Source organism: Streptomyces sp. NPDC055140 (assembly GCF_053607285.1).
This window is the reverse complement of record NZ_JBSGTG010000001.1, coordinates 103,559-127,530: the sequence shown is the minus strand read 5'-3', so window position 1 is coordinate 127,530 and position 23,972 is coordinate 103,559. Positions and strand designations below refer to the sequence as shown.

26 protein-coding genes are annotated in these 23,972 nt (G+C 69.4%); 16 read left to right on the top strand and 10 right to left on the bottom strand.

Translation table 11 applies throughout. The annotated features are described in order from the left end of the window. Window positions 1–27 precede the first annotated feature (27 nt). From sufD to ACWFR4_RS00595, 7 genes are all read left to right on the top strand, one after another. Window positions 28–1,209 carry a Fe-S cluster assembly protein SufD gene (gene sufD, locus ACWFR4_RS00625; RefSeq protein ID WP_453650065.1) on the top strand — a complete coding sequence of 394 codons (1,182 nt, stop codon included), beginning with the start codon at window positions 28–30 and terminating at the stop codon, window positions 1,207–1,209. Further along, the gene (locus ACWFR4_RS00620; protein WP_116502749.1) at window positions 1,209–1,541 is read left to right on the top strand and encodes a non-heme iron oxygenase ferredoxin subunit; all 333 of its coding nucleotides are present in this window, start codon (window positions 1,209–1,211) and stop codon (window positions 1,539–1,541) included. The genes sufD and ACWFR4_RS00620 overlap by 1 nt, the downstream gene beginning before the upstream one ends. A gap of 7 nt (window positions 1,542–1,548) precedes the next feature. Continuing rightward, window positions 1,549–2,313, top strand: a complete 765-nt coding sequence (gene sufC / locus ACWFR4_RS00615; RefSeq protein ID WP_100592409.1) for a Fe-S cluster assembly ATPase SufC — start codon at window positions 1,549–1,551, stop codon at window positions 2,311–2,313. Further along, window positions 2,310–3,566, top strand: coding sequence for a cysteine desulfurase (locus ACWFR4_RS00610; RefSeq protein WP_453461979.1), 1,257 nt, complete (start codon window positions 2,310–2,312; stop codon window positions 3,564–3,566). The genes sufC and ACWFR4_RS00610 overlap by 4 nt, the downstream gene beginning before the upstream one ends. Before the next feature lie 16 nt (window positions 3,567–3,582). Then, entirely contained in the window at window positions 3,583–4,044 is a 462-nt protein-coding gene (sufU, locus tag ACWFR4_RS00605; protein WP_100592411.1) for a Fe-S cluster assembly sulfur transfer protein SufU, read from the top strand. After that, complete coding sequence (locus ACWFR4_RS00600; RefSeq protein WP_100592412.1) at window positions 4,041–4,373, top strand: metal-sulfur cluster assembly factor; 333 nt, start codon at window positions 4,041–4,043, stop codon at window positions 4,371–4,373. The genes sufU and ACWFR4_RS00600 overlap by 4 nt, the downstream gene beginning before the upstream one ends. A gap of 159 nt (window positions 4,374–4,532) precedes the next feature. Continuing rightward, the gene (locus tag ACWFR4_RS00595) at window positions 4,533–5,927 is read left to right on the top strand and encodes a hypothetical protein (RefSeq protein WP_453650063.1); all 1,395 of its coding nucleotides are present in this window, start codon (window positions 4,533–4,535) and stop codon (window positions 5,925–5,927) included. An 83-nt stretch (window positions 5,928–6,010) separates the two neighbouring features. On the opposite strand, the gene ACWFR4_RS00590 is transcribed toward ACWFR4_RS00595, so the two are convergent. Continuing rightward, the gene (locus ACWFR4_RS00590) at window positions 6,011–7,090 is read right to left on the bottom strand and encodes a DUF7847 domain-containing protein (RefSeq protein ID WP_453461974.1); all 1,080 of its coding nucleotides are present in this window, start codon (window positions 7,088–7,090) and stop codon (window positions 6,011–6,013) included. A 112-nt stretch (window positions 7,091–7,202) separates the two neighbouring features. Between ACWFR4_RS00590 and ACWFR4_RS00585 the strand changes: the two genes are divergently transcribed. From ACWFR4_RS00585 to dapD, 3 genes are read left to right on the top strand one after another with little or no spacing between them, the layout of a single operon-like run. Continuing rightward, on the top strand, window positions 7,203–7,523 hold the full coding sequence (locus ACWFR4_RS00585) for a DMT family transporter (protein WP_453650061.1): 321 nt from the start codon (window positions 7,203–7,205) through the stop codon (window positions 7,521–7,523). Continuing rightward, the gene (locus tag ACWFR4_RS00580) at window positions 7,523–8,128 is read left to right on the top strand and encodes a TetR/AcrR family transcriptional regulator (protein WP_453461969.1); all 606 of its coding nucleotides are present in this window, start codon (window positions 7,523–7,525) and stop codon (window positions 8,126–8,128) included. Before ACWFR4_RS00585 ends, ACWFR4_RS00580 begins: the two co-directional genes overlap by 1 nt. A gap of 54 nt (window positions 8,129–8,182) precedes the next feature. After that, window positions 8,183–9,184 carry a 2,3,4,5-tetrahydropyridine-2,6-dicarboxylate N-succinyltransferase gene (gene dapD / locus ACWFR4_RS00575; RefSeq protein WP_116502754.1) on the top strand — a complete coding sequence of 334 codons (1,002 nt, stop codon included), beginning with the start codon at window positions 8,183–8,185 and terminating at the stop codon, window positions 9,182–9,184. A gap of 245 nt (window positions 9,185–9,429) precedes the next feature. On the opposite strand, the gene ACWFR4_RS00570 is transcribed toward dapD, so the two are convergent. From ACWFR4_RS00570 to ACWFR4_RS00560, 3 genes are all read right to left on the bottom strand, one after another. Then, window positions 9,430–10,560 carry a catalase family protein gene (locus ACWFR4_RS00570; RefSeq protein ID WP_453650059.1) on the bottom strand — a complete coding sequence of 377 codons (1,131 nt, stop codon included), beginning with the start codon at window positions 10,558–10,560 and terminating at the stop codon, window positions 9,430–9,432. A 56-nt stretch (window positions 10,561–10,616) separates the two neighbouring features. Next, the gene (locus ACWFR4_RS00565; protein ID WP_453650057.1) at window positions 10,617–11,969 is read right to left on the bottom strand and encodes a Dyp-type peroxidase; all 1,353 of its coding nucleotides are present in this window, start codon (window positions 11,967–11,969) and stop codon (window positions 10,617–10,619) included. 117 nt (window positions 11,970–12,086) lie between these two features. After that, window positions 12,087–12,677 carry a hypothetical protein gene (locus ACWFR4_RS00560; protein ID WP_372565385.1) on the bottom strand — a complete coding sequence of 197 codons (591 nt, stop codon included), beginning with the start codon at window positions 12,675–12,677 and terminating at the stop codon, window positions 12,087–12,089. Between the two features lie 781 nt (window positions 12,678–13,458). Between ACWFR4_RS00560 and ACWFR4_RS00555 the strand changes: the two genes are divergently transcribed. After that, window positions 13,459–14,136, top strand: coding sequence for a GAP family protein (locus ACWFR4_RS00555; RefSeq protein ID WP_453461962.1), 678 nt, complete (start codon window positions 13,459–13,461; stop codon window positions 14,134–14,136). Between the two features lie 98 nt (window positions 14,137–14,234). Here ACWFR4_RS00555 and ACWFR4_RS00550 read toward each other — a convergent pair whose 3' ends face one another. Then, a complete protein-coding gene (locus ACWFR4_RS00550) occupies window positions 14,235–14,396 on the bottom strand; it encodes a hypothetical protein (RefSeq protein ID WP_399683262.1) in 162 nt (53 codons plus the stop codon). A gap of 489 nt (window positions 14,397–14,885) precedes the next feature. Here ACWFR4_RS00550 and ACWFR4_RS00545 point away from each other — a divergent pair, with 489 nt between their 5' ends. Next, complete coding sequence (locus ACWFR4_RS00545; RefSeq protein WP_453650055.1) at window positions 14,886–17,240, top strand: SpoIIE family protein phosphatase; 2,355 nt, start codon at window positions 14,886–14,888, stop codon at window positions 17,238–17,240. Window positions 17,241–17,248: 8 nt separating this feature from the next. Continuing rightward, window positions 17,249–17,458 carry a hypothetical protein gene (locus ACWFR4_RS00540; RefSeq protein WP_453650053.1) on the top strand — a complete coding sequence of 70 codons (210 nt, stop codon included), beginning with the start codon at window positions 17,249–17,251 and terminating at the stop codon, window positions 17,456–17,458. 57 nt (window positions 17,459–17,515) lie between these two features. Here the strand turns inward: ACWFR4_RS00540 and dapA are convergent, their stop codons facing one another. Beyond that, entirely contained in the window at window positions 17,516–18,418 is a 903-nt protein-coding gene (dapA, locus tag ACWFR4_RS00535; protein WP_453650051.1) for a 4-hydroxy-tetrahydrodipicolinate synthase, read from the bottom strand. A 208-nt stretch (window positions 18,419–18,626) separates the two neighbouring features. Here dapA and ACWFR4_RS00530 point away from each other — a divergent pair, with 208 nt between their 5' ends. Then, window positions 18,627–18,899: a hypothetical protein gene (locus tag ACWFR4_RS00530; protein ID WP_453650049.1), complete on the top strand. Its 273-nt coding sequence runs from the start codon at window positions 18,627–18,629 to the stop codon at window positions 18,897–18,899. A gap of 46 nt (window positions 18,900–18,945) precedes the next feature. Here ACWFR4_RS00530 and ACWFR4_RS00525 read toward each other — a convergent pair whose 3' ends face one another. The 4 genes from ACWFR4_RS00525 to ACWFR4_RS00510 form a co-directional block, all read right to left on the bottom strand. Beyond that, window positions 18,946–19,740 carry an ABC transporter permease gene (locus ACWFR4_RS00525; protein WP_453461951.1) on the bottom strand — a complete coding sequence of 265 codons (795 nt, stop codon included), beginning with the start codon at window positions 19,738–19,740 and terminating at the stop codon, window positions 18,946–18,948. Continuing rightward, window positions 19,737–20,747 carry an ATP-binding cassette domain-containing protein gene (locus ACWFR4_RS00520; RefSeq protein ID WP_453650047.1) on the bottom strand — a complete coding sequence of 337 codons (1,011 nt, stop codon included), beginning with the start codon at window positions 20,745–20,747 and terminating at the stop codon, window positions 19,737–19,739. Before ACWFR4_RS00520 ends, ACWFR4_RS00525 begins: the two co-directional genes overlap by 4 nt. Window positions 20,748–20,814: 67 nt before the next feature. Continuing rightward, window positions 20,815–21,660, bottom strand: coding sequence for a DUF4097 family beta strand repeat-containing protein (locus ACWFR4_RS00515; protein WP_453650045.1), 846 nt, complete (start codon window positions 21,658–21,660; stop codon window positions 20,815–20,817). 66 nt (window positions 21,661–21,726) lie between these two features. Next, a complete protein-coding gene (locus tag ACWFR4_RS00510) occupies window positions 21,727–22,266 on the bottom strand; it encodes a hypothetical protein (protein ID WP_453461943.1) in 540 nt (179 codons plus the stop codon). Window positions 22,267–22,561: 295 nt separating this feature from the next. On the opposite strand from ACWFR4_RS00510, the gene ACWFR4_RS00505 reads away from it, so the two are divergent. Both ACWFR4_RS00505 and ACWFR4_RS00500 read left to right on the top strand, forming a co-directional pair. Next, entirely contained in the window at window positions 22,562–23,173 is a 612-nt protein-coding gene (locus ACWFR4_RS00505) for an ArsR/SmtB family transcription factor (RefSeq protein ID WP_266565639.1), read from the top strand. Between the two features lie 21 nt (window positions 23,174–23,194). Further along, entirely contained in the window at window positions 23,195–23,938 is a 744-nt protein-coding gene (locus ACWFR4_RS00500; protein ID WP_453461940.1) for an SRPBCC family protein, read from the top strand. Window positions 23,939–23,972: the final 34 nt, after the last annotated feature.

Sequence of the window (23,972 nt, the reverse complement as noted above, 5' to 3'; positions counted from 1 at the left end):
ACTGAGAAAGAGAGCACTACGACAGCCATGGCTGAGGCTCAGAACATCCCGGCGGCGGGGTCCACGACCGCCGGCTCGATCGCGGTGGCCGCAGAGTCGACCGTCGCCACGCGCATGAGCGCGCCCCCGTCCTACGACGTCGCGGACTTCCCTGTCCCGCACGGCCGTGAGGAGGAGTGGCGGTTCACGCCGCTCGAGCGGCTGCGCGGCCTGCACGACGGGACGGCGGTCGCCCGGGGCGGCCTGCGCGTCGAGGTGAGCGCCCCCGCGGGCGTCACCCAGGAGACCGTCGGGCGCGACGACGCCCGCGTCGGCAAGGCCGGCAAGCCGGTGGACCGCGTCGCCGCCCAGGCGTTCTCGTCCTTCGAGAAGGCCTCGGTCGTGTCCGTCCCCAAGGAGACGGTGCTCACCGAGCCGATCCGCATCGCCGTGCACGGCGAGGGCGGGACGGCCTTCGCGCACCAGGTCATCGAGCTCGGAGCGTTCGCCGAGGCCGTCGTGGTCATCGACCACACCGGTGACGCGGTCCTCGCCGCCAATGTCGACTACATCCTGGGCGACGGCGCCAAGCTCACCGTCGTCTCCGTCCAGGACTGGGACGAGAAGGCCGTCCACGTCGCGCAGCACAACGCGCTCGTCGGCCGCGACGCCTCCTTCAAGTCCGTCGTCGTCACCTTCGGCGGTGACCTCGTCCGCCTGCACCCGCGCGTGAACTACGCGGGCCCCGGCGGCGAGGCCGAGCTGCTCGGCCTGTACTTCACCGATAAGGGTCAGCACCAGGAGCACCGCCTCCTGGTCGACCACGCGGCCCCGCACTGCAAGTCCAACGTCGCCTACAAGGGCGCGCTGCAGGGCCAGGACGCGCACGCCGTGTGGATCGGCGACGTCCTCATCGAGGCCACTGCCGAGGGCACCGACACGTATGAGCTGAACCGCAACCTGGTTCTGACCGACGGCGCCCGCGTGGACTCGGTCCCGAACCTGGAGATCGAGACCGGCGAGATCGTCGGCGCGGGCCACGCCTCGGCGACCGGCCGCTTCGACGACGAGCAGCTCTTCTACCTGCGCTCGCGCGGCATCTCCGCCGACGATGCCCGCCGCCTCGTGGTCCGCGGCTTCTTCGCCGAGCTGATCCAGAAGATCGGTCTGCCGGACGTTCAGGAGCGCCTGCTCGCCAAGATCGAGGCCGAGCTGGAGGCTTCCGTCTGATGGCCTTCGACCGTGCCCGGTTCACCCGGGCCTGCGGATTGAGCGAGCTGGAGGAGGACACCCCGAAGCGGGTGGAACTCGACGGCACGCCGGTCTCGGTCGTCTACACCGAGGGTGAGGTGTTCGCGATCAACGACATCTGCTCGCACGCGAACGTGTCGCTCTCCGAGGGCGAGGTGGAGGACTGCCAGATCGAGTGCTGGCTGCACGGCTCCGCGTTCGACCTCCGCACCGGCAAGCCGTCCGGCCTTCCCGCGACGCGCCCCGTCCCCGTTTACCCCGTAAAGATCGAAGGGGACGACGTGCTCGTCTCCCTCTCCCAGGAGTCCTGAGGCACCCATGGCAACGCTTGAAATCAAGGACCTGCACGTCACCGTCGAGGCCGACAACTCCACCAAGGAGATCCTCAAGGGCGTCGACCTGACCGTGAAGCAGGGCGAGACGCACGCCATCATGGGCCCGAACGGCTCCGGCAAGTCGACCCTCGCCTACTCCATCGCGGGTCACCCCAAGTACACGATCACCCAGGGCACCGTCACCCTCGACGGCGAGGACGTCCTCGAGATGTCCGTCGACGAGCGCGCCCGCGCCGGCATGTTCCTCGCCATGCAGTACCCGGTCGAGGTCCCCGGCGTCTCGGTCTCCAACTTCCTGCGCACCTCGGCCACCGCGATCCGCGGCGAGGCCCCCAAGCTGCGCACGTGGGTCAAGGAGGTCAAGACCGCGATGGAGCAGCTCCAGATGGACCCTGCCTTCGCCGAGCGCAACGTGAACGAGGGCTTCTCCGGCGGTGAGAAGAAGCGGCACGAGATCCTCCAGATGGAGCTCCTCAAGCCGAAGATCGCGATCCTCGACGAGACCGACTCCGGCCTCGACGTCGACGCGCTGCGCCAGGTCTCCGAGGGCGTCAACCGCGTCCGCGAGACCGGCGAGGTCGGCACCCTGCTGATCACGCACTACACGCGCATCCTGCGCTACATCAAGCCGGACTTCGTCCACGTCTTCTCGCAGGGCAGGATCGTCGAGTCCGGCGGCCCCGAGCTCGCCGACAAGCTCGAGGCCGAGGGCTACGAGGCATACACGAAGGGCGGCGCATCCGCGTGACACAGCTGCCGGGCCTCCTCGACACCGAGGCGATCCGCAAGGACTTCCCGATCCTCGACCGGGTACTTCACGACGGCAAGAAGCTCGTGTATCTGGACAACGCGGCGACCTCGCAGACGCCGCGCCAGGTCATCGACACGCTCAGTGAGTACTACGAACAGCACAACGCCAACGTCCACCGGGGTGTGCACGTGCTCGCCGAGGAGGCCACGGCGCTGTACGAAGGTGCGCGTGACAAGGTCGCGGCCTTCATCAACGCGCCGAGCCGCGACGAGGTCATCTTCACCAAGAACGCCTCCGAGTCGCTCAACCTCGTGGCGAACATGCTGGGCTGGGCCGACGAGCCCTACCGCGTGGACCACGAGACCGAGATCGTCATCACGGAGATGGAGCACCACTCCAACATCGTGCCGTGGCAGCTGCTCTCGCAGCGCACCGGCGCGAAGCTGCGGTGGTTCGGGCTGACCGACGACGGCCGCCTCGACCTCTCCAACATCGACGAGGTCATCACCGAGAAGACGAAGATCGTCTCGTTCGTTCTCGTCTCGAACATCCTGGGCACCCTCAACCCGGTCGAGGCCATCGTGCGCCGCGCCCAGGAGGTCGGCGCCCTCGTCCTCATCGACGCGTCCCAGGCCGCCCCGCACATGGTGCTCGACGTGCAGGCGCTCCAGGCCGACTTCGTGGCCTTCACCGGCCACAAGATGTGCGGCCCGACGGGCATCGGCGTCCTGTGGGGACGCCAGGAGCTGCTCGAGGACCTGCCGCCCTTCCTGGGCGGCGGCGAGATGATCGAGACCGTCTCCATGCACTCGTCGACGTATGCGCCGGCGCCGCACAAGTTCGAGGCGGGTACGCCCCCGATCGCCCAGGCCGTCGGCCTCGGCGCGGCCGTGGACTACCTGACCTCGATCGGCATGGACAAGATCGCCCAGCACGAGCACGCGATCACCGAGTACGCGGTGAAGCGGCTGCTCGAGGTCCCGGACCTGCGGATCATCGGCCCCACCACGGCCGAGGACCGCGGCGCCGCGATCTCGTTCACGCTCGGTGACATCCACCCGCACGACGTGGGCCAGGTCCTGGACGAGGAAGGCATCGCGGTCCGCGTGGGTCACCACTGCGCCCGCCCCGTCTGCCTGCGCTACGGAATTCCTGCGACCACGCGAGCGTCGTTCTATCTGTACTCCACGCCCGGCGAGATCGACGCGCTGATCGACGGCCTGGAGCACGTACGGAACTTCTTCGGCTGAGGGGCTGGCTGGGAACGTGAAGCTGGATTCGATGTACCAGGACGTCATCCTGGACCACTACAAGCACCCGCACGGGCGCGGTCTGCGCGATGGCGACGCCGAGGTGCACCACGTCAATCCGACGTGCGGCGACGAGATCACGCTGCGCGTGAAGTACGACGGCTCGACGATCAGTGACGTCTCGTACGAGGGCCAGGGCTGCTCGATCAGCCAGGCTTCGGCCTCTGTTCTGAACGAGCTGCTCGTCGGCAAGGACCTGGCCGAGGCGCAGAAGATCCAGGAGACCTTCCTGGAGTTGATGCAGTCGCGGGGCAGGATCGAGCCCGACGACGCGATGGAGGAGGTGCTGGAGGACGCGGTCGCGTTCGCCGGTGTCTCCAAGTACCCGGCCCGTGTGAAGTGCGCCCTCCTGAGCTGGATGGCGTGGAAGGACGCGACGGCCCAGGCGCTGGACGGCGCGGAGAGGAAGACGGCATGAGCGAGACTGTGACCACCAAGCCGGCGTCCGAGGAAGAGGTCCGCGAGGCCCTCTACGACGTCGTCGACCCCGAGCTGGGCATCGACGTCGTCAACCTCGGCCTGATCTACGGCATCCACATCGACGACGCCAACATCGCCACGATCGACATGACGCTGACGTCCGCGGCCTGCCCGCTGACCGACGTCATCGAGGACCAGGCGAAGTCGGCCACCGACGGCATCGTGAACGAGCTCCGGATCAACTGGGTCTGGATGCCGCCGTGGGGCCCGGACAAGATCACCGACGAGGGTCGCGAGCAGTTGCGCGCGCTCGGCTTCAACGTCTGATCGGTCCTCCCCGGTCTGCCATACCTGTACGGCCCCCTGTGCTCCCGGCACGGGGGGCCGTGCTGTTTGCTGTTCGCCTCCCGGTCGTGGGGCGTACGCCTGTAGTTGGCGCACGTGGCCGAAGGTTCTCGTCGACACCCGCCCCGATGAGAGGCCCTCATGCAGCACATCTCTTCCCCGTCCCGCCGCAGGGCCGTCGCCGTGACGGGCGGAGTGCTCACGCTGGCCCTCGCGGGGCTCAACAGCCCGGCGGGCGCCGCGAGTTACGGGACGCCGACGATCGCACTCTCCGCCGAGTACGTCTCCGGGGCGGTCGGCGCCACGGGCGACCCGGTCGTGACCGTCACCGTCGGCCAGAGTGGTGCCGACGCGTCGGCGCTGACCGTGGCCGCGTCCGCGAGCAGCAAGTCGTCCGTCGCCGGCACGGGGAACGTCACCGTCACCGGGTCGGGCGCCACCCGGCAGGTGTCCGTCGCCGCGCAGGGCCGGGGCTACACCGACCTCACCCTCAAGGTGACCGGCGTGGACGGCAGGACCGCCACCAAGACGCTCCACTACGCCGCCTCGGCCGCCGTGCAGCAGGGCCCCGACACCCGCTACTTCACGGGCTCCAGTGACGCGTCCGCCGCCGTCGACGCGGGCGGCGGCTACGTCCTGGTCGCCGACGACGAGTCCAACGTCCTTCGCCTCTACAGCGGTTCGGTCTCCGGCGCGCCCGTGAAGACCTGGGACTTCAGCTCGCAGCTCGGGGTGTCCAAGGAGGTCGACATCGAGGGCGCCACGCGCGTCGGCGACACGATCTACTGGACCGGCTCCCTCGGCAACAACAAGGACGGCGAGTACAAGTCGCCCCGGAACACGGTCTTCACGACCACCGTGAGCGGCAGCGGGGCCGCGACGCAGCTGTCGTACGGCAAGGCGTACAAGAAGCTGCGGGACGACCTGGTCGCCTGGGACGAGGCGAACGGGGACCGCTACGGGTTCGCCGCCGGCACCGAGGACGGACAGGTGCCCAAGCAGGTCGACGGGTTCAACGTCGAGGGTCTCGAATTCGCGCCCGGGTCGACCAGTACCGCGTACATCGGGTTCCGCGCGCCGCTCGTGCCGCCGAAGGACGGGGGCCGGGCGCTCATCGTGCCCGTCACCAACTTCGACAAGGTCGTGGCGAGTGGCACGAAGCCCGTGTTCGGGACGCCCATCGAGCTGGACCTGGGCGGGCTCTCCGTGCGCGACATCCGCAAGAACGCCGCGAACCAGTACCTGATCGTGGCCGGCAGCTGGGCCGCCGACGACAACTCCGACCCGTACGCCCTGTACCAGTGGGACGGCGTGGCGGGACATGCGCCGGTCAAGCGGATGGACCTGCCGACCAGCGACCCCGGCGGCTGGGAGGCCGTGGTGAGCGTGCCCGACCTGACACAGTCCGGCGCCCGCGCGCAGCTCCTGACCGACAACGGCTCCGCCGACCTCTACGGCGACGGCACCGAGGCCAAGGACCTCACGCACCCGGAGTGGAAGAAGTCCAGGGCCGCCTGGTTCGGCGTCACCAACTAGTCCGTGGGCACGGCGAGGACGGGACGTGGGCCGTCCTCGCCGACCCGACTCTCGACAGAGACAGAAGCTGTGGCCGCCCGAGGCTAGGCGTCCGACCGGGACGCGAGCTCCAGCGTGTGGGCGAGTCCCTCCCTGCGGATGCGCTGGTCGATGTAGAGCAGCGCGGTGACCAGGGGCAGGAACACCGAACTCACCAGCTGTACAAGCAGGTTGCCGATCATGGACAGGGCCATGACGAAGCCCAGCTTCGGCAGCATCGCCTCGAACACGTCGGACGCGCTCTGACCCGGCTGGTACGCCTGCGGAGTCGTGTCGGGCATCGCGACCTGGAGCGGCACCCGCACCGCGAGCGACACCACCATCATGATCACGCCGGCCAGCAGGGAGATGCCGAACGTGCGCCACCAGGCGCCCCGCACCAGGCGCGCCGAGCGGCGCAGCGCCTGGATCGGTCCCGCCTCCTCGAGCGTGGCGGCCGCCGGGCCGAACAGGAACAGGACGTAGACCCAGACCACGAGCGGCACCGTCACCGCCATGAGTAGGAACAGCATGCCGACCGGCGCGACCGACTGTGTGAGCAGCATGACGAAGATCGACACCAGGAACGCCACGGCCAGGCTCGCCGGGATCAGCGCGATCAGGCCCATCAGCAGGCCCACGCCGAGCACCGAAGGGGTGCGGGACCAGGCCCGCCGCCACACCGCTCCGAAGCGTGCGGGACGGCCGAGCACCGCCTCGCGCAGCACCACGGTGCACGCGGACTGGATGAACGCCGTGCCGACCGTGAGCGCCAGCATGCCGACGGCCCACACCACGCCGAACGCGGTGAACACCGGCCGCGCGTGGCTCCACTCGAACTCGCTGTGCCGGTCCAGGAGTGCCCGTACGTCGTCGGAGACGGCCGTATAGGCGAGCGCCAGCGCGCCCGCCATGAGCGCGGCGAGCACCGCGTACACGATGAGGACGGTGCCGAACAGCGGCTTCGCGTGGCGGCGCATCGTGGTGAAGGCGCCGCCGAGTATCCGGTCGACGCCGAGCGGGGCGAGCGGGATGACGCCCGGCTGCGGCGGGGGCGGCGGCGGGGTCCACGCACCGCCCCAGCCGTAGCCGCCCGGTCCGTATCCGGGTCCCTGACCCGGCCCCTGTCCCCACATGTCCGTCATCTCGCCGCACTCCCGGGAGTAGTTCGTCCCTGTGGCCCCCCACAGTGATCGCGACACCATAGCCCGACCGCGCTATGTACGCCCGTACACAGTGTTGCGTACACTCGTACACATGGGATACGTACTGCTTTCCGGCGCCATCGCGGCGGAAGTGGCCGCCACCACCGCCATGAAATACAGCGAGGGATTCAGCAGGCTCTGGCCCTCCCTGATCACCGTCTCCGGCTATCTGATCGCGTTCGCGCTGCTCGCCCAGACGCTGAAGACCGTGCAGGTCGGGACCGCGTATGCGATCTGGGCCGGCGTCGGCACGGCCGTCATTGCCGGGATAGGCATGCTCTTCCTCGGCGAGGCGTTGACCGCGGCCCGGCTCGCGGGCATCGCCCTGGTCATCGGCGGCGTGGTGCTGCTCAACCTGGGCGGCGCCCACTGATGGCGCGGCGCTACGACCCCGAACGGCGGCAGCGCATCATCGACGCCGCGATCCGCGTGGTGGGCGAGAAGGGCATCGGCGGGCTCAGCCACCGCAGCGTCGCCGCCGAGGCCGACGTGCCGCTCGGCTCGACGACGTACCACTTCAAGACCCTCGACGAACTGCTGGTCGCCGCGCTGCGCCAGGCCAATGAGGGGTTCGCGAAGGCCCTGGCCGGCAGCGCCGTCTTCGAGGCGCCGCGCGCCCGGCTCGCCGCCGGGCTCGCCGCGGTCCTCGGCGAGTGGCTCGCCGGTGAACGCACCGGCGTCGAGCTCGAGTACGAGCTGTATCTCGCCGCCCTGCGCAGGCCCGCGCTGCGGCCCGTCGCCGCCGAGTGGGGCGAGGACGTCGCCGACGAACTCGCCCGCCGCACCGACCCGGTCACGGCCCGCGCGCTGGTCGCCCTGATGGACGGAATCTGCCTCCAGGTACTGCTCACGGACGCCGTCTACGAGGAGGAGTACGCGCGCGACATGCTAGCGCGGGTCATCGACGGAGCCCCCGGCGACGACCCGGACGGTGCCGCGGCCGACCCGTCGGGGGAGCGCGGCGCGCCCGGCACCTGAGACACCGGCCGCACCGGTTCGCCCCCGCGGCGCACCTCCGGTTAGGTTTCACCCATGTCTGACTCTCCCGCCAGCACCACCGCTCAGCGCACCACCGGCGCCGTCGCCGCAGGCCTCGCCACGCTCACCGCCGACGGCACCGTCCTCGACACCTGGTTCCCCGCCCCGTCCCTCCAGGACGAGCCGGGCCCGGCCGGCACCGAGCGGCTCTCCGCCGAGCGCGCCGCCGAACTGCTCGGCGAGGGCGCCGCGAAGGCCATCGGCACCGACGCCCGCCGCGGTGTGGAGACCGTCGCCGTGCGCACGGTCATCGCCTCGCTCGACGACAAGCCGCTCGACGCGCACGACGCCTACCTGCGCCTCCACCTGCTGTCCCACCGGCTGGTCAAGCCGCACGGGCAGAACCTGGACGGCGTCTTCGGCCTCCTCGCCAACGTCGCCTGGACCTCGCTCGGCCCGGTCGCCGTCGACGACGTCGAGAAGGTCCGCCTCAACGCCCGCGCCGAGGGCCTGCACCTCGCCGTGACGTCCATCGACAAGTTCCCCCGCATGACGGACTACGTCGCGCCGAAGGGCGTCCGCATCGCCGACGCCGACCGCGTCCGCCTCGGCGCGCACCTCGCCGAGGGCACCACCGTCATGCACGAGGGCTTCGTCAACTTCAACGCCGGCACGCTCGGCACGTCGATGGTCGAGGGCCGCATCTCCGCCGGTGTCGTCGTCGGCAACGGCTCCGACATCGGCGGCGGCGCCTCCACCATGGGCACGCTCTCCGGCGGCGGCAACGTCCGCATCACGATCGGCGAGCGCTGCCTCGTCGGCGCGGAGGCGGGCGTCGGCATCGCCCTCGGCGACGAGTGCGTCGTCGAGGCCGGTCTCTACGTCACCGCCGGTACGCGCGTCACGATGCCCGACGGCGAGATCGTCAAGGCCCGCGACCTGTCCGGCGCCTCGAACATCCTCTTCCGCCGCAACTCGGTCACCGGCGCCGTCGAGGCCCGCCCGAACAACGCGGTGTGGGGCGGCCTGAACGAGGTTCTGCACAGCCACAACTGATCACAGGCGGCCGTGACCTGCGGTTGCCTAATCGATCACCGTTCTGACCTGCCGTTGAGCTGTCGGCAGTTGTCGACGCTGGTCATCGTTGAGCGCCCTTCCACGGCCCGAGGACGGCCCGGGAGGGCGCTCCGCGCATGGGCGAAGACACCTACAGAATGTCTGGTAGCCGAGGTTGCTGTACTTCCGTGCTGTACAGCAGGAATTCTGACCGGCGTGGGCGCGTGCCGTCACAGCAGTCGGCTTCATAGGGCCGGGCCGAGTACCTCGTCGGCGCTGCGGGGCTCTGTGCGCGGCTGCTGGTTGAGCTTGTGGCGCTCGATGGAGGATCGCCGGTAGACCTCCTTACGGGCCCGCATGATGTTGCCCAGGGGTGCGTGTTCGGCGGTGACCCGCCAGGGCGTGAAGGACAGTGAGTCCATCTTCTCCAGGTTTTCCGGGCCGGAGATGTCCTGCTGCGGCAGCCGCAGTCTGGCCACGGTGACGGAGGGCGAGAGCTGCTCGGGCCACTCCACGGTGGTGTCCTCCACCGGCATGCGCTCCAGGTCGGTGCAGAGTTGGACCTGGATGTCGAAGGCGTAGGGCCGCTCCTGCAGCTCGGCTTGCAGGGCCGGTCGGAAGACCTCCTGCGCGGAGGTCGGGTCGATGGTGCGCCGGACCACCGCGGCGGCGCAGGACGGATCGGGGGTGATGCGTACCTTGGCGATGTAGTCCCCGTGCCGGACCGCGCCCATCGTCCAGTAGCTCGACAGCAGCAGGTTCGCCGGAGGGGTCTTCGACAGCCGCAGGAAGGCCAGGAACTCGTCCCACGCCCAGTTGTCCTGGTCCAGCGTTCCCTTGCCGGTCACGAACTCGGTGAAGAAGCGACGCGCACCGGGTCGGCCCTGGGAGAAGTAGGCCGGCGCGTCCAGGAACAATTCCTGGATGAACAGGTAGTGCTCGATTGTGTTGCAGAAGAAGATCGGCCCGTTGATGTTGGCGTAGTCGAATGTGCCCGTGTCCGGTTCGTCTTCCAGCAGGGTCGGGCCGGGGATGTCGAAGATCTTCAGCGCCAGCCCGGTGGCGGCGCCCAGTCGCGCGTCGGCTCCCGCGTGAGGCGAGCCGTTGGAGAAGCGGATGAGCGCACCGTGGGTTCCCGGAGTCGCGTAGATTCCCTGGGCGTACTCGGGCGGAAGCCCGTCCAGGATCTCCACTTCCCCTCGGACCAGCCCGTAGCCCTTGGCGTGGGCGTCGCGGAGGGCCCGGCCGGTGCCACCGGCCTTGACCGACTCGGCGATGTAGCTCTCTGTCTTCTCGATCACCGTGTGCAGGTTGCGTTCGAAGTTCGGGTCATCGTCTTCGACATCAGGCGTGTAGGGGACGAACTGTGTTGCCATGACTGCGACCTCTCCTCGGAGACCGTGATGGGACCTCAGGGGGGCAGCAATTGCCGTCAGTCCTCCAGTTCGGCAAGCCAGCGCAGGGCACGCAGACCCGGCACGAAGCAGTACTCACCGCCCCGGGTGACCACGAAGCTCGGCAGATTCTGCAGACGGCGCCGGACCGGCTTCTCCGGGATGGTGACGCTGCCGGTTCCGCTGTGATGCCCGGCCACCGGGTCCTTCTCGCCGGGATAGCCGATGAAGTTGCCGTCGTTGACCCACTCGGCCTTGATGAACTCGAACTGCCGTTCCAGGTGGGCCCCCAGGAAGACGCCGACCAGGCCCCGGTCGGCGCCGTCGTCCTCCAGGACGCCCTCCGGTAGCGGTGGGCCGTAGGTGGTGCCGCGGCGGATGAGGCGGTGCATCCGTGCGTCGCCGATGATGGTGGAATCGCGGGGGTTGACGCGCCGGATGTGCGCACCGGCGGGGCACCGGAAGCCGCGATCGTCGTTCTCCCGGTACAGGAAATTGTTGACGCGGTGCGGATCGGCCGCCAGCTCCGGATCATCGTGCTCCGGCGCCAGCGTCAGCGGCGCCCCGCTGGGCCAGCGCCCGACCATCTTCGCCGCCAGGAGTGCCTCCTCCTCGGCACCGGAGCTGTTCGCGCGCAGGTACTGCCGCCAGGCCGCCACGTTGGTGTGGACCTTGCGAACGGCCGCGTAGGTCCCGTTGCGCCCCAGCACATCGGGGCTGGGCATGGGCGGCAGATTGCCGGTCTCGTCGGGGTAGCCGAGGATGAACTCGCCCGCCTTGATGGGGGCTTCCTGCGGGTTCGAGCCGGGCAGTCCGACGCCCTCGATGTTCGGATGGCTGATGCCGTCGCGGAATCCGAAGGTGGTGCGCCCGGTCGGGAGCTGGTGAACATCCTGCTGCCAGATGACCTGGACACCGGGAGTGTCCTCGTAGGCGACGCGGGCCCGCTCCAGCTCCTTGTCCAGCTGCGCCGCATCGGAGGAGAGAGCGCTCAGCGCGATATGAACATCGCCCGTTCCAAACGGTGCCTCCCAGCGGGCCGGGGAGCTCTCGCCCGCATCGCCGATCAGCTCCGCCCGAGCGGCCATGCCCTCACGAAACGCCCGCGGAAAGCTGTCCAGCGACTCCTGGGGCACCCCCAGGGCCCTCAGTCCCTGGTAGGTGAACGCCACAGCCACCCAGGCATCCTGGCTTCGGTCCACGCTGGGCAGACCGCTCGCCGTCACCGGAAGCAGCCGCCGCAGCAGGGCGCGCCCGGCGTGGCGGTCATCGACCCGCAGGAAGACGAACTTTCCCTCGTACGGCACGGGCCGTGGACGCAGTGCCCCGCTTTGGACGTCGTCGATCTCGACGCCAACGCTGGCTGCGCCGTTACTTGCCGCCGTGTTCATGCTCGCTTGTGCCTCCACATCGGTCTCCGCCTGGGCAGCCCTGCAGTGGCCGGCCCGCGCCCTCCGACGCGGTCCGCCGATGTTGGGTCGGCTCTGAGGGTTGGTTGTGTCCGACTTCTAGGCCGCGGCTTCCTCCAGCAGCTTCTGGAAGGTCGGCGTGCCCACCAGCTCCGCGTTGGCCGGGTTGTCCAGCATCGCCCGGAATTCGGCGGTGTCCAGCACCGCCTGGAACGCGTCGTCCACGCGCTGGTCCTTGTAGATCTGCTGAACGGTCAGATCGGGATAGGCGCTGACGAAGACCCCTGCGGGCTCCTGTTGGGAGACGAACCAGTCCTTCGCCCCTGGGTCAGTGACGCCGGGGAACCCTTCACAGTGCGAGAAGACCTTGTCGAAGCGGGCCCCGACCACCGTCTGGGCGAAGTCGTCGATGTAGGTGTCCCAGGAGCCGTCGAAGACACTGGCGAACATGAACCGGGTGTCGTTGTCGAAGATCACGTGCCGTGCGTCATGCAGGGTGCCGATCTGGCGCACCGCCGCATGGACGTTCTCGTCAGCCGCCGCGTCGGCCATCGCGGCGAGATCCTCGCGCAACGCATCGGCATGGCCCGGCTTGATCTTGGTAAAGACGGTGAACTCGCTGCAGACCCCATCCGACCTGCCCGGGCGCTCGGGGTGAGCCGATTGGGCTGCACCTGTCGTCGCAGTCATCGTGAGATTCTCCTGCCACGGATCGGTCCGAGGGTCGCCAAGCGCTCAGACATGAGGCGCCATCGCCCTCACCTTCAATCCTTACTCCGCACGCACCGCCTCGCACTCCCGGCCACGGGTCATGTGATCACCCGTGGGCGGATTCTCGCGACGCTCCGCCACAGCGGGATCCAGCCTGATCACTTCACGATTCCCCCCCCACAATGTCGGGCTACGGTCCGTGCCCGATGGATCGCAGGGCCGTACCTCGTCCGTCACGATGCCGAGGAAGAAGGCCGCCTCGGCTGCCGACTTGCCGTCCAGTTCCGGGAAGGCAGCAACGCGGTGGCCGTCAGGCAACGGCCAGGGTCTCCTCGTCCTGAGGAGCTCCCGAGGACAGATCCGGAAAGGCGCAGGAAGATGGAATCGGGAAGTGCCGACCACGTCGCCGTCACGCTCTCGGGCAGCCGCTTCAGCGTGGCCATGGAGACAGCGGCGCGTCGAACGCACAACAACCCGTCGCTCCGCCCAGGCGCCGTCCAAGCTGCACCGTAAGCGGACTTGAGCAACGAGACGCTCAGCAGTGAAACGCCTGGGAAAGGTGCCGGACAGGCGTTGACCGCCGAGGGAAGCGGCCGTTCAGAACGGCCGCTTCGGGAGAGGCCGCGATCCACGGTCCTGGGTCCGTCTGCAGACCCGGGCACTTCCACGGCAGGCCCACGATGGGCGCAGGGCCGTCAGGGGCACCGACCCAAGCGTTGCTCAACCGGATCGCCGCCCTGATCCCCCTCTGGAGGCAACCATGGGCGCAGTTCTCGGTGACGTGCTGGGTTTTGCGGCCGCCGTCGCGATCAGCCCGCTCCCGATCATCGCAATCATCCTCATCCTGGCGACGCCTCGGGGACGTCTCAACGGACTCCTCTTCACCGTCGGCTGGATTCTGGGACTCTCGGCGCTGGGGGCGGTGATGCTGGCGATCGCTTCCCCCGCTGGTGCCTCCGCCCACAATCAGCCGGCCACCTGGGTGGGAGCCGTCAAGCTCGCTCTGGGCGTGTTCCTCGTCCTCTTCGGCGCCCGGCTGTGGCACCGGCGTCCGAGAGATCCCTCGCAAGCCCAGCTGCCGAAATGGATGGGCGCGATAGACCGCCTCACGCCGGTCAAGGTCCTCGGACTCGGACTGGCCCTGGCCGCGCTCAACGCCAAGAACGCCCCGCTGACCATCGCTGCGGCCGCCTCCATTGGCTCAGCCGGACTGCCGGTCGGGCAGCAGATCGCATCGCTGGCCATCTTCGTCCTGATCGCCACTCTCGGCCTGCTGGCCCCACTGGGAGTCTTCCTGCTCGGGGGAGAGCGAGCGAAGACCACGCTGGGCAACTGGAAAGACTGGGCTGCGCAGCACAACGTCGCCGTCATGGCGGTCCTGTTCTTCGTCCTCGGGGTGAAACTGCTCGGAGACGGCATCGGCATCCTCACCTCCTGACGGGCTTGCTCACGCGTGACGGTGTGGTCCGCCAGCGACCGCTGTTCCCCGCTGTTTTCCGACCGAACGGGCACGGGAGGGCGCGTCGACCGGCCTCGCTAGACGGCGAGCAGCCCGGCGAGCGTCAAAGCCGCCACCGCAAAGAAGACCCGCAGCTTCCTCCAGCCCGGTCCCGAAGCTTGGCGGGTCAGTTCCCAGATGCCCACCAGACCGCCACTGAGGCCCAACGCGCTCCGCAGCAGGAAAGCGGTGGTGTTCACAGGGAGCCTCCAGGGACCTTCGAACGGACTGGAAGGCTACCCCTGGTGGTGGTCGCGTGGATGACCAGCCCCAGTTCGGAAGGCCCCGTATGCGGACGGGGTCTGACCTGCGGAGACGCTGAGCTGCGGCTGAGCTGCCAGGTCCCCGCAAGTCCCCGTGGTTCCCCGCTGTGTTCCTCTGGTTCGGGCACGCGGCGGGCACGCTTACATCAGCTCGATGATCAGCGGCGTGAGGGCTGGGATGACGCTGACTGCGGCCGTAAACCCGTCTGTAACCGGGCACCCCGGACAGCTCTCATTTTGACTGTCCGGGCGGTTGTCGCAGGTCAGCGCCCAAACCGGACAGGCGGACAGCTGGGCACCTGGGGTTATCCCTGGTCGAAGCCCATGAGTGGCTTCGATCAACGCGGGTGGCGGGAGCGAAGCGCCGTAGGAACACCACCCGTCTGGCGGTCCGCAGTCGTGCTGGGGGCTGTTCGGGTACCCGGCGTGGCGTGGCCGTCTATCGGCACGCTGCGCCGGGCAATCTGGGTGGTGGAGGTGATCTTTGTGGCGGACAAGGACCCGATGCGCGGAACGCCGGCGGGTGGGGACGCGGTGGACTGGGTGGGTGGGGCGATCTTGGATGCCTTGTTCACCCGGTCGCCGGTGGGGCTGCACGTTCTGGATACGGGGCTGCGGGTTGTGCGGGTCAACTCCGCCGCGCGGAGCATGCATGGTGTGTCGGTCGAAGGTCTGGTCGGGTTGCATTTCGCCGAGGCGTATGCCGGTCTGTCCGCGCCCGACGAGGTGGAGACAATGCTCCGTGGCGTGCTGGAAAGCGGTGTGCCCGTGCGCGAGTATCTGGTCCGCGCGCGGATGGCTTCCGAACAGGGGCGGGAAGAATGCGGGTCGGTGTCGGTGTTCCGCCTGCAGGACCCGCAAGGGACGGTCCTGGGACTGGCTGTCACGGTGGTCGACGTCACGGAACAGGAACAGGCGCGTGCCCGGAAGCGTGTCCTGACCACCGTGCGCGAGCGTGTGGGACGGACCCTGGACGTGATCGCCACCTGCCAGGAGCTGGTGGAGGCCTTGGTGCCCGGCTTTGCCGACATCGCCATGGTGGACATCGTGGATGCCGTGGTACACGGCGAGGAGTCCCCGACAGGGACACTGGCTCAGGATGTTGCTCTGCGCCGTGCCGCCTACCGCGCCCGCGACGGCCTGCAAGCACAGGACCATCCGGTGAGTGACGTGCGGAGTCTCAACTTGCTGACCCCCTACGCGCAGGCCATGAGCGACTTTCGTCCCCGCCTCCTGGCTCTGAGTCCGGACAGCTCGTGGCTCGACGCCTCCAGGGCCAGGGGGGTCCGCGCAGCCGGAGCGCACACACTCATCGTGGCGCCGCTGGCTCTGCGCGGAACGGCCCTGGGAGTGCTGAGCCTCATCCGCGCCGGCGGGTCCGATCCCTACGACGAGGACGATGCCGGCCTTGCTGTCGATGTGGCCACCCACACCGCCCTGTGCATCGACAACGCCCGCCGATTCACCCGCGAGTACACCATCGCCGCGACAGTCCAGCGCCACCAGCTCCCCCGCTATCCCGCCTCACACAGCACCGTCGAAACCGCCCACCTGCACGTGCTCGGAGCCAGCGGCGGGGGAGGCTGGTACGACACGATTCCCTTGTCCGGCGCCCGCACCGCCCTGGTCGTCGGAGAGGTCACCGGCCGCGGCATCCAAACCGCCACCACCATGGGACAACTGCGAACCGTCATCCGTTCTCTGGCCGCGCTGGACCTGCAACCCGACGAGCTCCTCGCGCGCCTCAACGACACCGCGGTGTTCCTGGCAGCAGAGCGCGCGGCTCTTCACCCCAGCGACCCCCTGCACCCGCAACCGCTCTCCGCGAACTGCGTCTACGCGGTCTACGACCCGGTCACCCGCACGTGCACCTTCGCACGGGCCGGGCACACCACACCCGTGATCATCCGCCCCGACAGCAGCACCGAGGTCCCGGACAGCACCCCAGGGCCTCTCCTGGGCAGCGCGGAAGGTCCGCCCTTCGCCGCCACCACCACCGACCTCCCCCACGGCAGCATCCTCGCCCTCTACACCCCCGCGATCCTGCCCACACCCCCCGCCGATTCCGACGGTGGCCCCGCACTCCTGCGCGACGTCCTCGCTCAACCCGGCCGGCCCCTCCAGCACCTGTGCAACGACATCCTCTACACCCTGCGCAGCAAGGACCGCCCCGGCGACGCCGTCCTCCTCCTCGCCCGCACCCGGCCCTTCCCCGCCCACTCCCTGGCCACCTGGCTCCTCGACCACGACCCCACAGCAGCCGCCACCGCCCGCGGACACACCCGCCGGACACTCGCAGACTGGAACGTGGACGAAGACACCGCTTACGCAGCCGAACTGATCGTCAGCGAACTCGTCACCAACGCGATCCGTTACGGCGCCCCACCCCTGCAGCTACGTCTCATCAAGAACCGCACCCTCACCTGCGAAGTCCACGACGACAGTGCTACTTCCCCCCGCCTGCGCCACGCCCGCACAGTCGACGAAGGGGGGCGGGGCCTGTTCATCGTCGCTCAACTCGCCCAGAGCTGGGGCACCCGCTACACCACCGAAGGCAAGACGGTCTGGAGCGAACAGCCCCTCCCCACTCCGGCCTCCCCGCACTCTGAGACGACAGCCGAGTCCAGAACGGCCGCAAGGTGGCCACACCCGCCGTGGAGAAGCACCCGTCGTGGGCGGAAGCGGGGCTCTCGCCGGACGGCAAGCTCGTCGGGGGTGACTTCGCCGGCCAGGGAGACGAGATCGCCTCGGCGATCGTCGATCCCCTCAGCGGCAAGATGATCACCAAGGTGCCTGGGCAGCAGCTGCTCGCCTGGGCCGACAACAAGAGGCTCATCGCCTGGGGCTGCGACCCCAAGAAGTGCCGCGGCAAGGGCGAGTTCCACAACCAGCTGCTCCTGCTCACCATCGGCAGCGACAAGGTCGTCCGGCTCAGCGACTTCCGCAAGGAGTCCGACGACTACCCGGGCCGCTGGACACCGCAGTTCACGACGCGTTGAGGGAGAGCGTGTCTTCCGGCCGGGGGGCCGGGGGTTGTCCCCCGGGGAGACACAGAACTACGCGCTGACGAATCTTTCGTACGCGGTCAGCAGCCCGTCGGTCACCTCGTGGCCGGCGGGCCGCAGTGGTGCGCGGACCGGGCCGCCGGGCAGGCCGAGCGCGCCGAGCAGCGCCTTCGTGGTGACCGTGCCCGGCAGGCCTGACGCCATCATCAACTCGACGAGCGGGGCCGCCAGTTGCTGGCGCCGGGCCGCCTCCCGGGTGTCGCCCGTGTCATAGGAGTCCAGGACGGCCCGCAGCGCACGCGGCGCCACGTTCGCGACCGTCGACACGAAGCCCGCCCCGCCCACCGCGTACAGCGGGAGCGCGAACTCCTCGCAGCCCGCGTAGTACGCGAGACCGGTCGCGCCGAGCACCTTCTGCGTGCTGAGCATGTCGTACGCGCAGTCCTTGACAGCCACGATCCGGGGGTGGGACGCGAGCCGGATCAGGGTGTCCGGCTCGATGCGCGTGCCGGTGCGGCCCGGGATGTCGTACAGCATCACCGGCAGTCCCGATGCGTCCGCGATCTCGCGGAAGTGTGCCTCCAGGGCATCCTGTGGCGGGCGGCTGTAGTACGGGCTGACGACCAACAGGCCGTCCGCGCCCGCCTTTTCGGCCCCGGCGGCAAGCTCCACGGTGTGTCGGGTGTCCGCGGTGCCGACGCCCGCGACGACGGGGACCCGCTCCCCGACCGCGTCCTTCACGGCCCGCACGAGCGCGGCCTTCTCGTCGTCCGACGTCGTGGGGGACTCGCCGGTGGTGCCGGACAGGACGAGACCCTCGCACCCCTCGGCGACCAGGTGGGCCGCCAGGCGCTGCGCGCCGTCCAGGTCAAGGGCGCCGTCGTCGGCGAATGGCGTGACCATGGCGCACAGGGCGCGGCCGAAGGGCGGGTGCGGGGAGTTCACGAGGCTCATATACGCAGTCTCGGCGCCCCGACCGTACAGCTCCACTTAATTTTTCTACGAGGTAGTGGCAAGTCTTGCTAAGCAGTCGGGGGTGCGTGGCCGAGTTCCGACGGGATATTGGCCGAGGGGCGACCTTCAGAAGGGGCGCCCGGATTCCGAGTTATCAGGAAGAAGTTGTACGTATGTGTAGACATATAAAACGTATAAGGATCCCGTGGTGCGTGACATCGTCCTGGCCCTCGCCGTTCCCCTGCTGATCTGTGCGAGTGGCATCTACGCCGTGTGTGACGTCTGGTGGCGCCGCAGGTACCCCGCTCAGGGCTCCCACGCACATGCCGGGCGCCGCCTCGCTGCCGAACGGGCGGTGGCCGACGCGGAGGCGATCGTGGCCGACCGGTACGCGATCCTCGCCGAGGCGGAGCGCAGCGCCGCGCGGCCCGGCTCGGCGGACAACAGTAGGGCGGGGCGTTCACTCCCTGCCGGTGAGTGAACGCCCCGCCCTCATGTGCGGTGTCAAAGAGCGGTGGTGCTGTTGATCAGCGCTTACCGGTGTTGTTGAAGAGCGAGCGCGACCAGGTGTAGCCGAGCACGGCCAGCGCCACGCACCAGACCACGGCCAGCCAACCATTGTTGCCGATCTCGGTGCCGAGCAGCAGTCCGCGCAGGGTCTCGATGGCCGGGGTGAACGGCTGGTACTCGGCGATCGGCTGGAACCAGCCCGGCATCGCGTCGACCGGCACGAACGCGCTGGACAGGAGCGGCAGGACCATCAGCGGCATCGCGTTGTTGCTGGCCGCCTCGGCGTTCGGGCTGGACAGGCCCATGCCGACCGCGATCCAGGTGAGCGCCAGGGAGACGAGCGCCAGCAGCCCGACCGCCAGGATCCACTCCAGGGCGGTGGCATCGGTGGACCGGAACCCGATCGCCACGGCGACGACCCCGACGAGCACCACGCTCATCACGCACTGCAGAACACTGCCGACGACGTGCCCGATGAGCACCGACCCGCGGTGGATCGCCATCGTGCGGAAGCGGGCGATGATGCCCTCGGTCATGTCCATGGAGACGGACACGGCGCTGCCGATCGTGGTGCCGCCGATGGTCAGCATCAGGATGCCCGGGACGAGATACGCGATGTACGCGGAGCGGTCGGCGCCGCCGCCGCTGATGCCGGCGCTCATCACGTCGCCGAAGATGTAGACGAAGAGCAACAGCAGCACGACGGGCGTCAGCAGCAGATTCAGCGTCATGGAGGGGTAGCGCCGTGCGTGCAGCAGGTTGCGGCGCAGCATGGTGGTCGAGTCGCGCACGGCGAGGGACAGGGAGCTCATCGGGCTTCCTCCTTGGGCTGGTTCGGCTGGTTGGGGATGCCGGCGCCGCCGGTCAGGGCGAAGAACACGTCGTCGAGGTCGGGGGTGTGCACGGTCAGCTCGTCCGCCTCGATGCCGACCGAGTCCAGCCAGTCGAGGATGGAGCGCAGTTCGCGCTGGCTGCCGTCGCTGGGGATCTGCAGGGCGAGGGCCTCGTCGTCCCGGTGGGCCTCGCGCAGTGAGAGGGCGGCGGACTGGTAGGTGTCCGGGTCGGTGAACCGGAGCCGGATGTGTCCGCCGGGGATGAGCCGCTTGAGTTCCTCGGCGCTGCCCTCGGCGGCGATCTTGCCGTCGTTGAGGACGGCGATACGGTCGGCGAGTTCGTCGGCCTCGTCCAGGTACTGCGTGGTGAGGAAGACGGTGACGCCGTCGGAGACCAGCTCGCGGATGATGCCCCACATGTTGTGCCGGGCGCGCGGGTCGAGGCCGGTGGTCGGCTCGTCGAGGAAGATGATCCGCGGGTTGCCGACCAGCGTCATGGCGATGTCGAGGCGGCGCTTCATGCCGCCGGAGTAGGTGGAGGCGGGCTTCTTCGCGGCGTCGACGAGGTCGAAGCGCTCCAGCAACTCGGCGGCGACGCGCCGTCCTTCGGACTTGGGCAGGTGGTGCAGGTCGGCCATGAGGAGCATGTTCTCCTCGCCGGTGATCAGACCGTCGACGGCGGAGAACTGGCCGGTGACACCGATCGCGGCGCGTACGCCGTCCGGTGACGTCGCGAGGTCGTGGCCCGCGACCTGGGCCTGGCCGCCGTCGGCGGAGATGAGCGTGGACAGGATCTGCACGGCCGTGGTCTTGCCGGCGCCGTTCGGGCCGAGCAGGGCGAACACGGTGCCGGTCGGGATGTGCAGGTCGATCCCGTCGAGGACGGTCTTGTCGCCGTACGACTTGCGCAGACCGACGGTGGAGACGGCGGCGGGCGGCTGCTGGCCGTTGCCCGACATGGACGTGGGCATGACAGATGAAGGCATGGAGCCCTCCCGTTCGAAGGCGTGGTGAGCGGTGAAGTGGTGTGTGGCGTAAGGGGCTTGGGGCGGGTCAGGCCCGGGCGCGGCGGATGTCGATGTTGCCGAACTTGGTCCGGGCGCGGACCTCGACCGTTTCCTCGCTCTTCTCCGGGCTGTCGGACGCGGTGAGCGTGTTGCGCACCTGTCCGTTGCCCGAGCCGGCGTCGAGCCAGGCGGCCGTGCCCTCGCGGATGCCGACGTCGATGGCGCCGTAGGAGGTCTCCAGCTGGACGGTGCCACGGGCCACCTCGCCCACGCGCAGGGTGCCGTGGGCGGTGGTCGCGGTGACCGAGCTCTCGGCGCGCCGGATGTCGATGTCGCCGTTGGCGCCGCTCACCCGCAGATCGCCGATCGCGGTGCCGACGGTCGTGGAGCCGTGCGAGTTCTTCAGGACGGCCGGACCGTCCACGACACCGACGCGCAGGCTGCCGGAGCTGGTGGTGATCTCGGCCAGGCCCTCGACCCGGTCCACGGTGATCGAGCCGTGCGACGCGGTCAGCTGGAGCGGGCCCGTCGCGTCCAGGCGGACGTCACCCGACGACGTCTTCACGCGGACCTCGCCGAGCCGGCCCTCGCCGAGCACCTGGGTCCAGGAGCCGGTCGTGTCGATGCGGGAGCCGGTGGGCAGCTCGACCGTCACGTCGACGCTGCCGGTGGGCCCGACGAGGTAGCGCCCCTTGGGTGTCCTGATGGTCAGCACGCCGTTCGCGTAGGTGACCTCGGTCTGCTCGGCGACCCGCACGTCCTTGTCCTTCTTCGGGTCGCGGGGCCGCAGCTCGACGACCGTGTCGAGGCGGTCGCTCGCGGAGAACTGGATGGAGCCGGCGGCCACGTTGGCGATGACCGAGATCGGCTGGGGCGTGTCGAAAGAAGGCATGGCTGTCCCGTCCTCTTGGGTCTCAGGGTGAAGTTCCGGGTGAATTCGGGCGGGCGGGATGCGCGGCTAGCGCACCCAGCCCGTGAAGCTCTGTCCGACGGTGCGGGTGGTGCGGGTGGCTTGGGTGCTTCCCGGTGCACGTGACGGGGTGCCGCCGTCGACCGCGGCCGACACGGCTCGTACCAGCCACGCGTTGACCGACAGGCCCTCGCGGCCCGCGGCCTCCTCGGCGCGCGTCTTGAGGTGGGCGGGCAGGCGCAGATTGACGCGGGCGGTGCCACCGTCGTCTCCGTCGGCGGGCGCCGGGGCCGGCGCCTTGAGCGGCTCGGCGGGCCCGCTCCTGTCCTCGTACGCCTCCTCGGCCGCCGGCCGCGTCACGACGAAGTCCGGGTCGAGCCCGCGCAGCCGTACGTCGACCGAACCGGGGGCGAGTTCACGGGTGATCTCGTCCATCGCGGCGGAGAGCACGTTGAGCATCGTCAGGCGGGTCGCCGACTCCAGGGGAGCGGTGAGCCGCTCGGCCAGCTCGCGGGCTTCTTCGCCGCCGGCTTCGGCGGCCACCGCGAGTTCGCGGCGGAGGTTGTCGACATACGGCGTGAGGTCCATGACGTCATAGTGGCACCACTTTGGCGCCATGCGCAAGCGTATGAGGAATGCGAATGTGGGTCAGAATTGATCAAGCGGCTCTGACCTGCGGAAACATGGTGACATCGAGTTGTGTCAATGCGGTGCCGCGTGGAGCCCTGTCCGCTCTGGCGCCCCTGGTGGTGCCATGTGGTGCCACGTGGTGCCACCGGGGTCTGTTCATGTCAGGGCAGGTGGTCCCCTTTCCCGACCTCCCCGACTCGCCGAACAATCGAGTCTTCTGGACAAAAAAAGTTTTCGGTGAGACGGTGGGGTCATGTTGGACGTCACCGTGATCGAGGACCCGGCGGCAGCCGCGGTCTCCCTCGACCCGATCAGGGCCCGGCTGCTCGCGGAGCTGGCCGCCGGACCCGCATCCGCCGCCATGCTCGCCCCCAAGGTCGGCCTGCCGCGCCAGAAGGTGAACTACCACCTCAAGGCACTGGAGAAGCACGGCCTGGTCGAGCTGGCGGGGGAGCGGCGCAAGGGCAATGTCACCGAGCGCCTGATGCGGGCCACGGCCGCCTCGTACGTGATCTCACCGGTCGCGCTCGGCGCCGTGCGGCCCGACCCGGACCGGGCCCGCGACCAGCTCTCCGCGCGCTGGCTGCTCGCCGTCGCGGCACGTCTCGTACAGGACGTGGGAGCGCTGCTCACCGGGGCCGCCAAGGCGAAGAAGCGCCTGGCCACCTACGCGCTCGACGGCGAGGTCAGGTTCGCGTCCGCCGCGGACCGGGCCGCGTTCATCGAGGAACTGACCCAAGGGGTCGGCGCACTCGTCCGCAAATACCACGACGGATCCGCCGAGGGCGGCCGCGACCACCGCGTGGTGATCGCCGTGCACCCCTCGGTGAAGGATCCGCAGCCCCGACCGCCCCTCGAAGACTGACCGCACCAAGGAGTTACCGCCATGACGAACGAACCCAGGGAATTCGAGATCGCCCGCGAGTTCGAGGTCGACGCCACCCCCGAGCAGGTCTGGGAGGCACTCACCGCGGGCACCGGCGGCTGGCTGTGGCCGATGGAGTACGAGCCGAAGGAGGGCGGCCGCGGTCCCCACGGCGCCACGATCACCGCATGGGACCCGGAGCACCGGCTCACCGCCCGCTCGGACAACGCGGAAGCGCTGCCCCCGTTCCAGACCCTCAACCAGCTGGACCATGTCATCGAGGCCCGCGACGGCGGCAGCCGCGCCTGGGTCCGCTACGTCCACAGCGGGATCTTCGTCGACAACTGGGACGACTACTACGACGGCGCCGACAAGCACACCGACTTCTACCTGCACACGCTGCGCCAGTACCTGACGCACTTCGCGGGCCGCCCCGTCGCCTTCGCCATGTTCGACGGGCCCGCCGCGTCGGCGAACCCCGAGGCCCTCGCCGCCGTCGGCCGCGCCCTCGGCCTGCCCGACGACGCCGCCGAGGGCGCCAAGCTGCGCGTCCGGGGCCCCGGCGGCGAGACCCTGGAAGCCGTACTCGACTACCGCAACGCGTACTTCATCGGCCTGCGCACCGACGACGCCATGTACCGCGTCTTCGGGCGCGGCCGCTGGGGCGCGCCCGTCGGCATCGTCGTCCACGACTTCGCGCCGGACGCCGACGCCGCGCAGGACGAGGCGGCCTGGCGCGGCTGGCTGGACGGGGTCTTCGCCTGACGACCCCGCCCGCCGGACAGCCCGCCGGTGCTGC

Bases quoted from the DNA above. Each gene is read 5' to 3' on its own strand.
- ACWFR4_RS00515 (WP_453650045.1), bottom strand. From the start codon at position 21,660: ATGCCTTCTTTCGACACGCCCCAGCCGATCTCGGTCATCGCCAACGTG.
- ACWFR4_RS00510 (WP_453461943.1), bottom strand. From the start codon at position 22,266: ATGGACCTCACGCCGTATGTCGACAACCTCCGCCGCGAACTCGCGGTG.
- ACWFR4_RS00590 (WP_453461974.1), bottom strand. From the start codon at position 7,090: ATGACGGACATGTGGGGACAGGGGCCGGGTCAGGGACCCGGATACGGA.
- ACWFR4_RS00500 (WP_453461940.1), top strand. From the start codon at position 23,195: ATGACGAACGAACCCAGGGAATTCGAGATCGCCCGCGAGTTCGAGGTC.
- dapD (WP_116502754.1), top strand. From the start codon at position 8,183: ATGTCTGACTCTCCCGCCAGCACCACCGCTCAGCGCACCACCGGCGCC.
- ACWFR4_RS00505 (WP_266565639.1), top strand. From the start codon at position 22,562: ATGTTGGACGTCACCGTGATCGAGGACCCGGCGGCAGCCGCGGTCTCC.
- ACWFR4_RS00525 (WP_453461951.1), bottom strand. From the start codon at position 19,740: ATGAGCTCCCTGTCCCTCGCCGTGCGCGACTCGACCACCATGCTGCGC.
- sufD (WP_453650065.1), top strand. From the start codon at position 28: ATGGCTGAGGCTCAGAACATCCCGGCGGCGGGGTCCACGACCGCCGGC.
- ACWFR4_RS00570 (WP_453650059.1), bottom strand. From the start codon at position 10,560: ATGGCAACACAGTTCGTCCCCTACACGCCTGATGTCGAAGACGATGAC.
- ACWFR4_RS00560 (WP_372565385.1), bottom strand. From the start codon at position 12,677: ATGACTGCGACGACAGGTGCAGCCCAATCGGCTCACCCCGAGCGCCCG.
- ACWFR4_RS00580 (WP_453461969.1), top strand. From the start codon at position 7,523: ATGGCGCGGCGCTACGACCCCGAACGGCGGCAGCGCATCATCGACGCC.
- ACWFR4_RS00620 (WP_116502749.1), top strand. From the start codon at position 1,209: ATGGCCTTCGACCGTGCCCGGTTCACCCGGGCCTGCGGATTGAGCGAG.
- ACWFR4_RS00520 (WP_453650047.1), bottom strand. From the start codon at position 20,747: ATGCCTTCATCTGTCATGCCCACGTCCATGTCGGGCAACGGCCAGCAG.
- ACWFR4_RS00600 (WP_100592412.1), top strand. From the start codon at position 4,041: ATGAGCGAGACTGTGACCACCAAGCCGGCGTCCGAGGAAGAGGTCCGC.
- dapA (WP_453650051.1), bottom strand. From the start codon at position 18,418: ATGAGCCTCGTGAACTCCCCGCACCCGCCCTTCGGCCGCGCCCTGTGC.
- sufC (WP_100592409.1), top strand. From the start codon at position 1,549: ATGGCAACGCTTGAAATCAAGGACCTGCACGTCACCGTCGAGGCCGAC.
- ACWFR4_RS00595 (WP_453650063.1), top strand. From the start codon at position 4,533: ATGCAGCACATCTCTTCCCCGTCCCGCCGCAGGGCCGTCGCCGTGACG.
- ACWFR4_RS00565 (WP_453650057.1), bottom strand. From the start codon at position 11,969: ATGAACACGGCGGCAAGTAACGGCGCAGCCAGCGTTGGCGTCGAGATC.
- ACWFR4_RS00555 (WP_453461962.1), top strand. From the start codon at position 13,459: ATGGGCGCAGTTCTCGGTGACGTGCTGGGTTTTGCGGCCGCCGTCGCG.
- ACWFR4_RS00585 (WP_453650061.1), top strand. From the start codon at position 7,203: ATGGGATACGTACTGCTTTCCGGCGCCATCGCGGCGGAAGTGGCCGCC.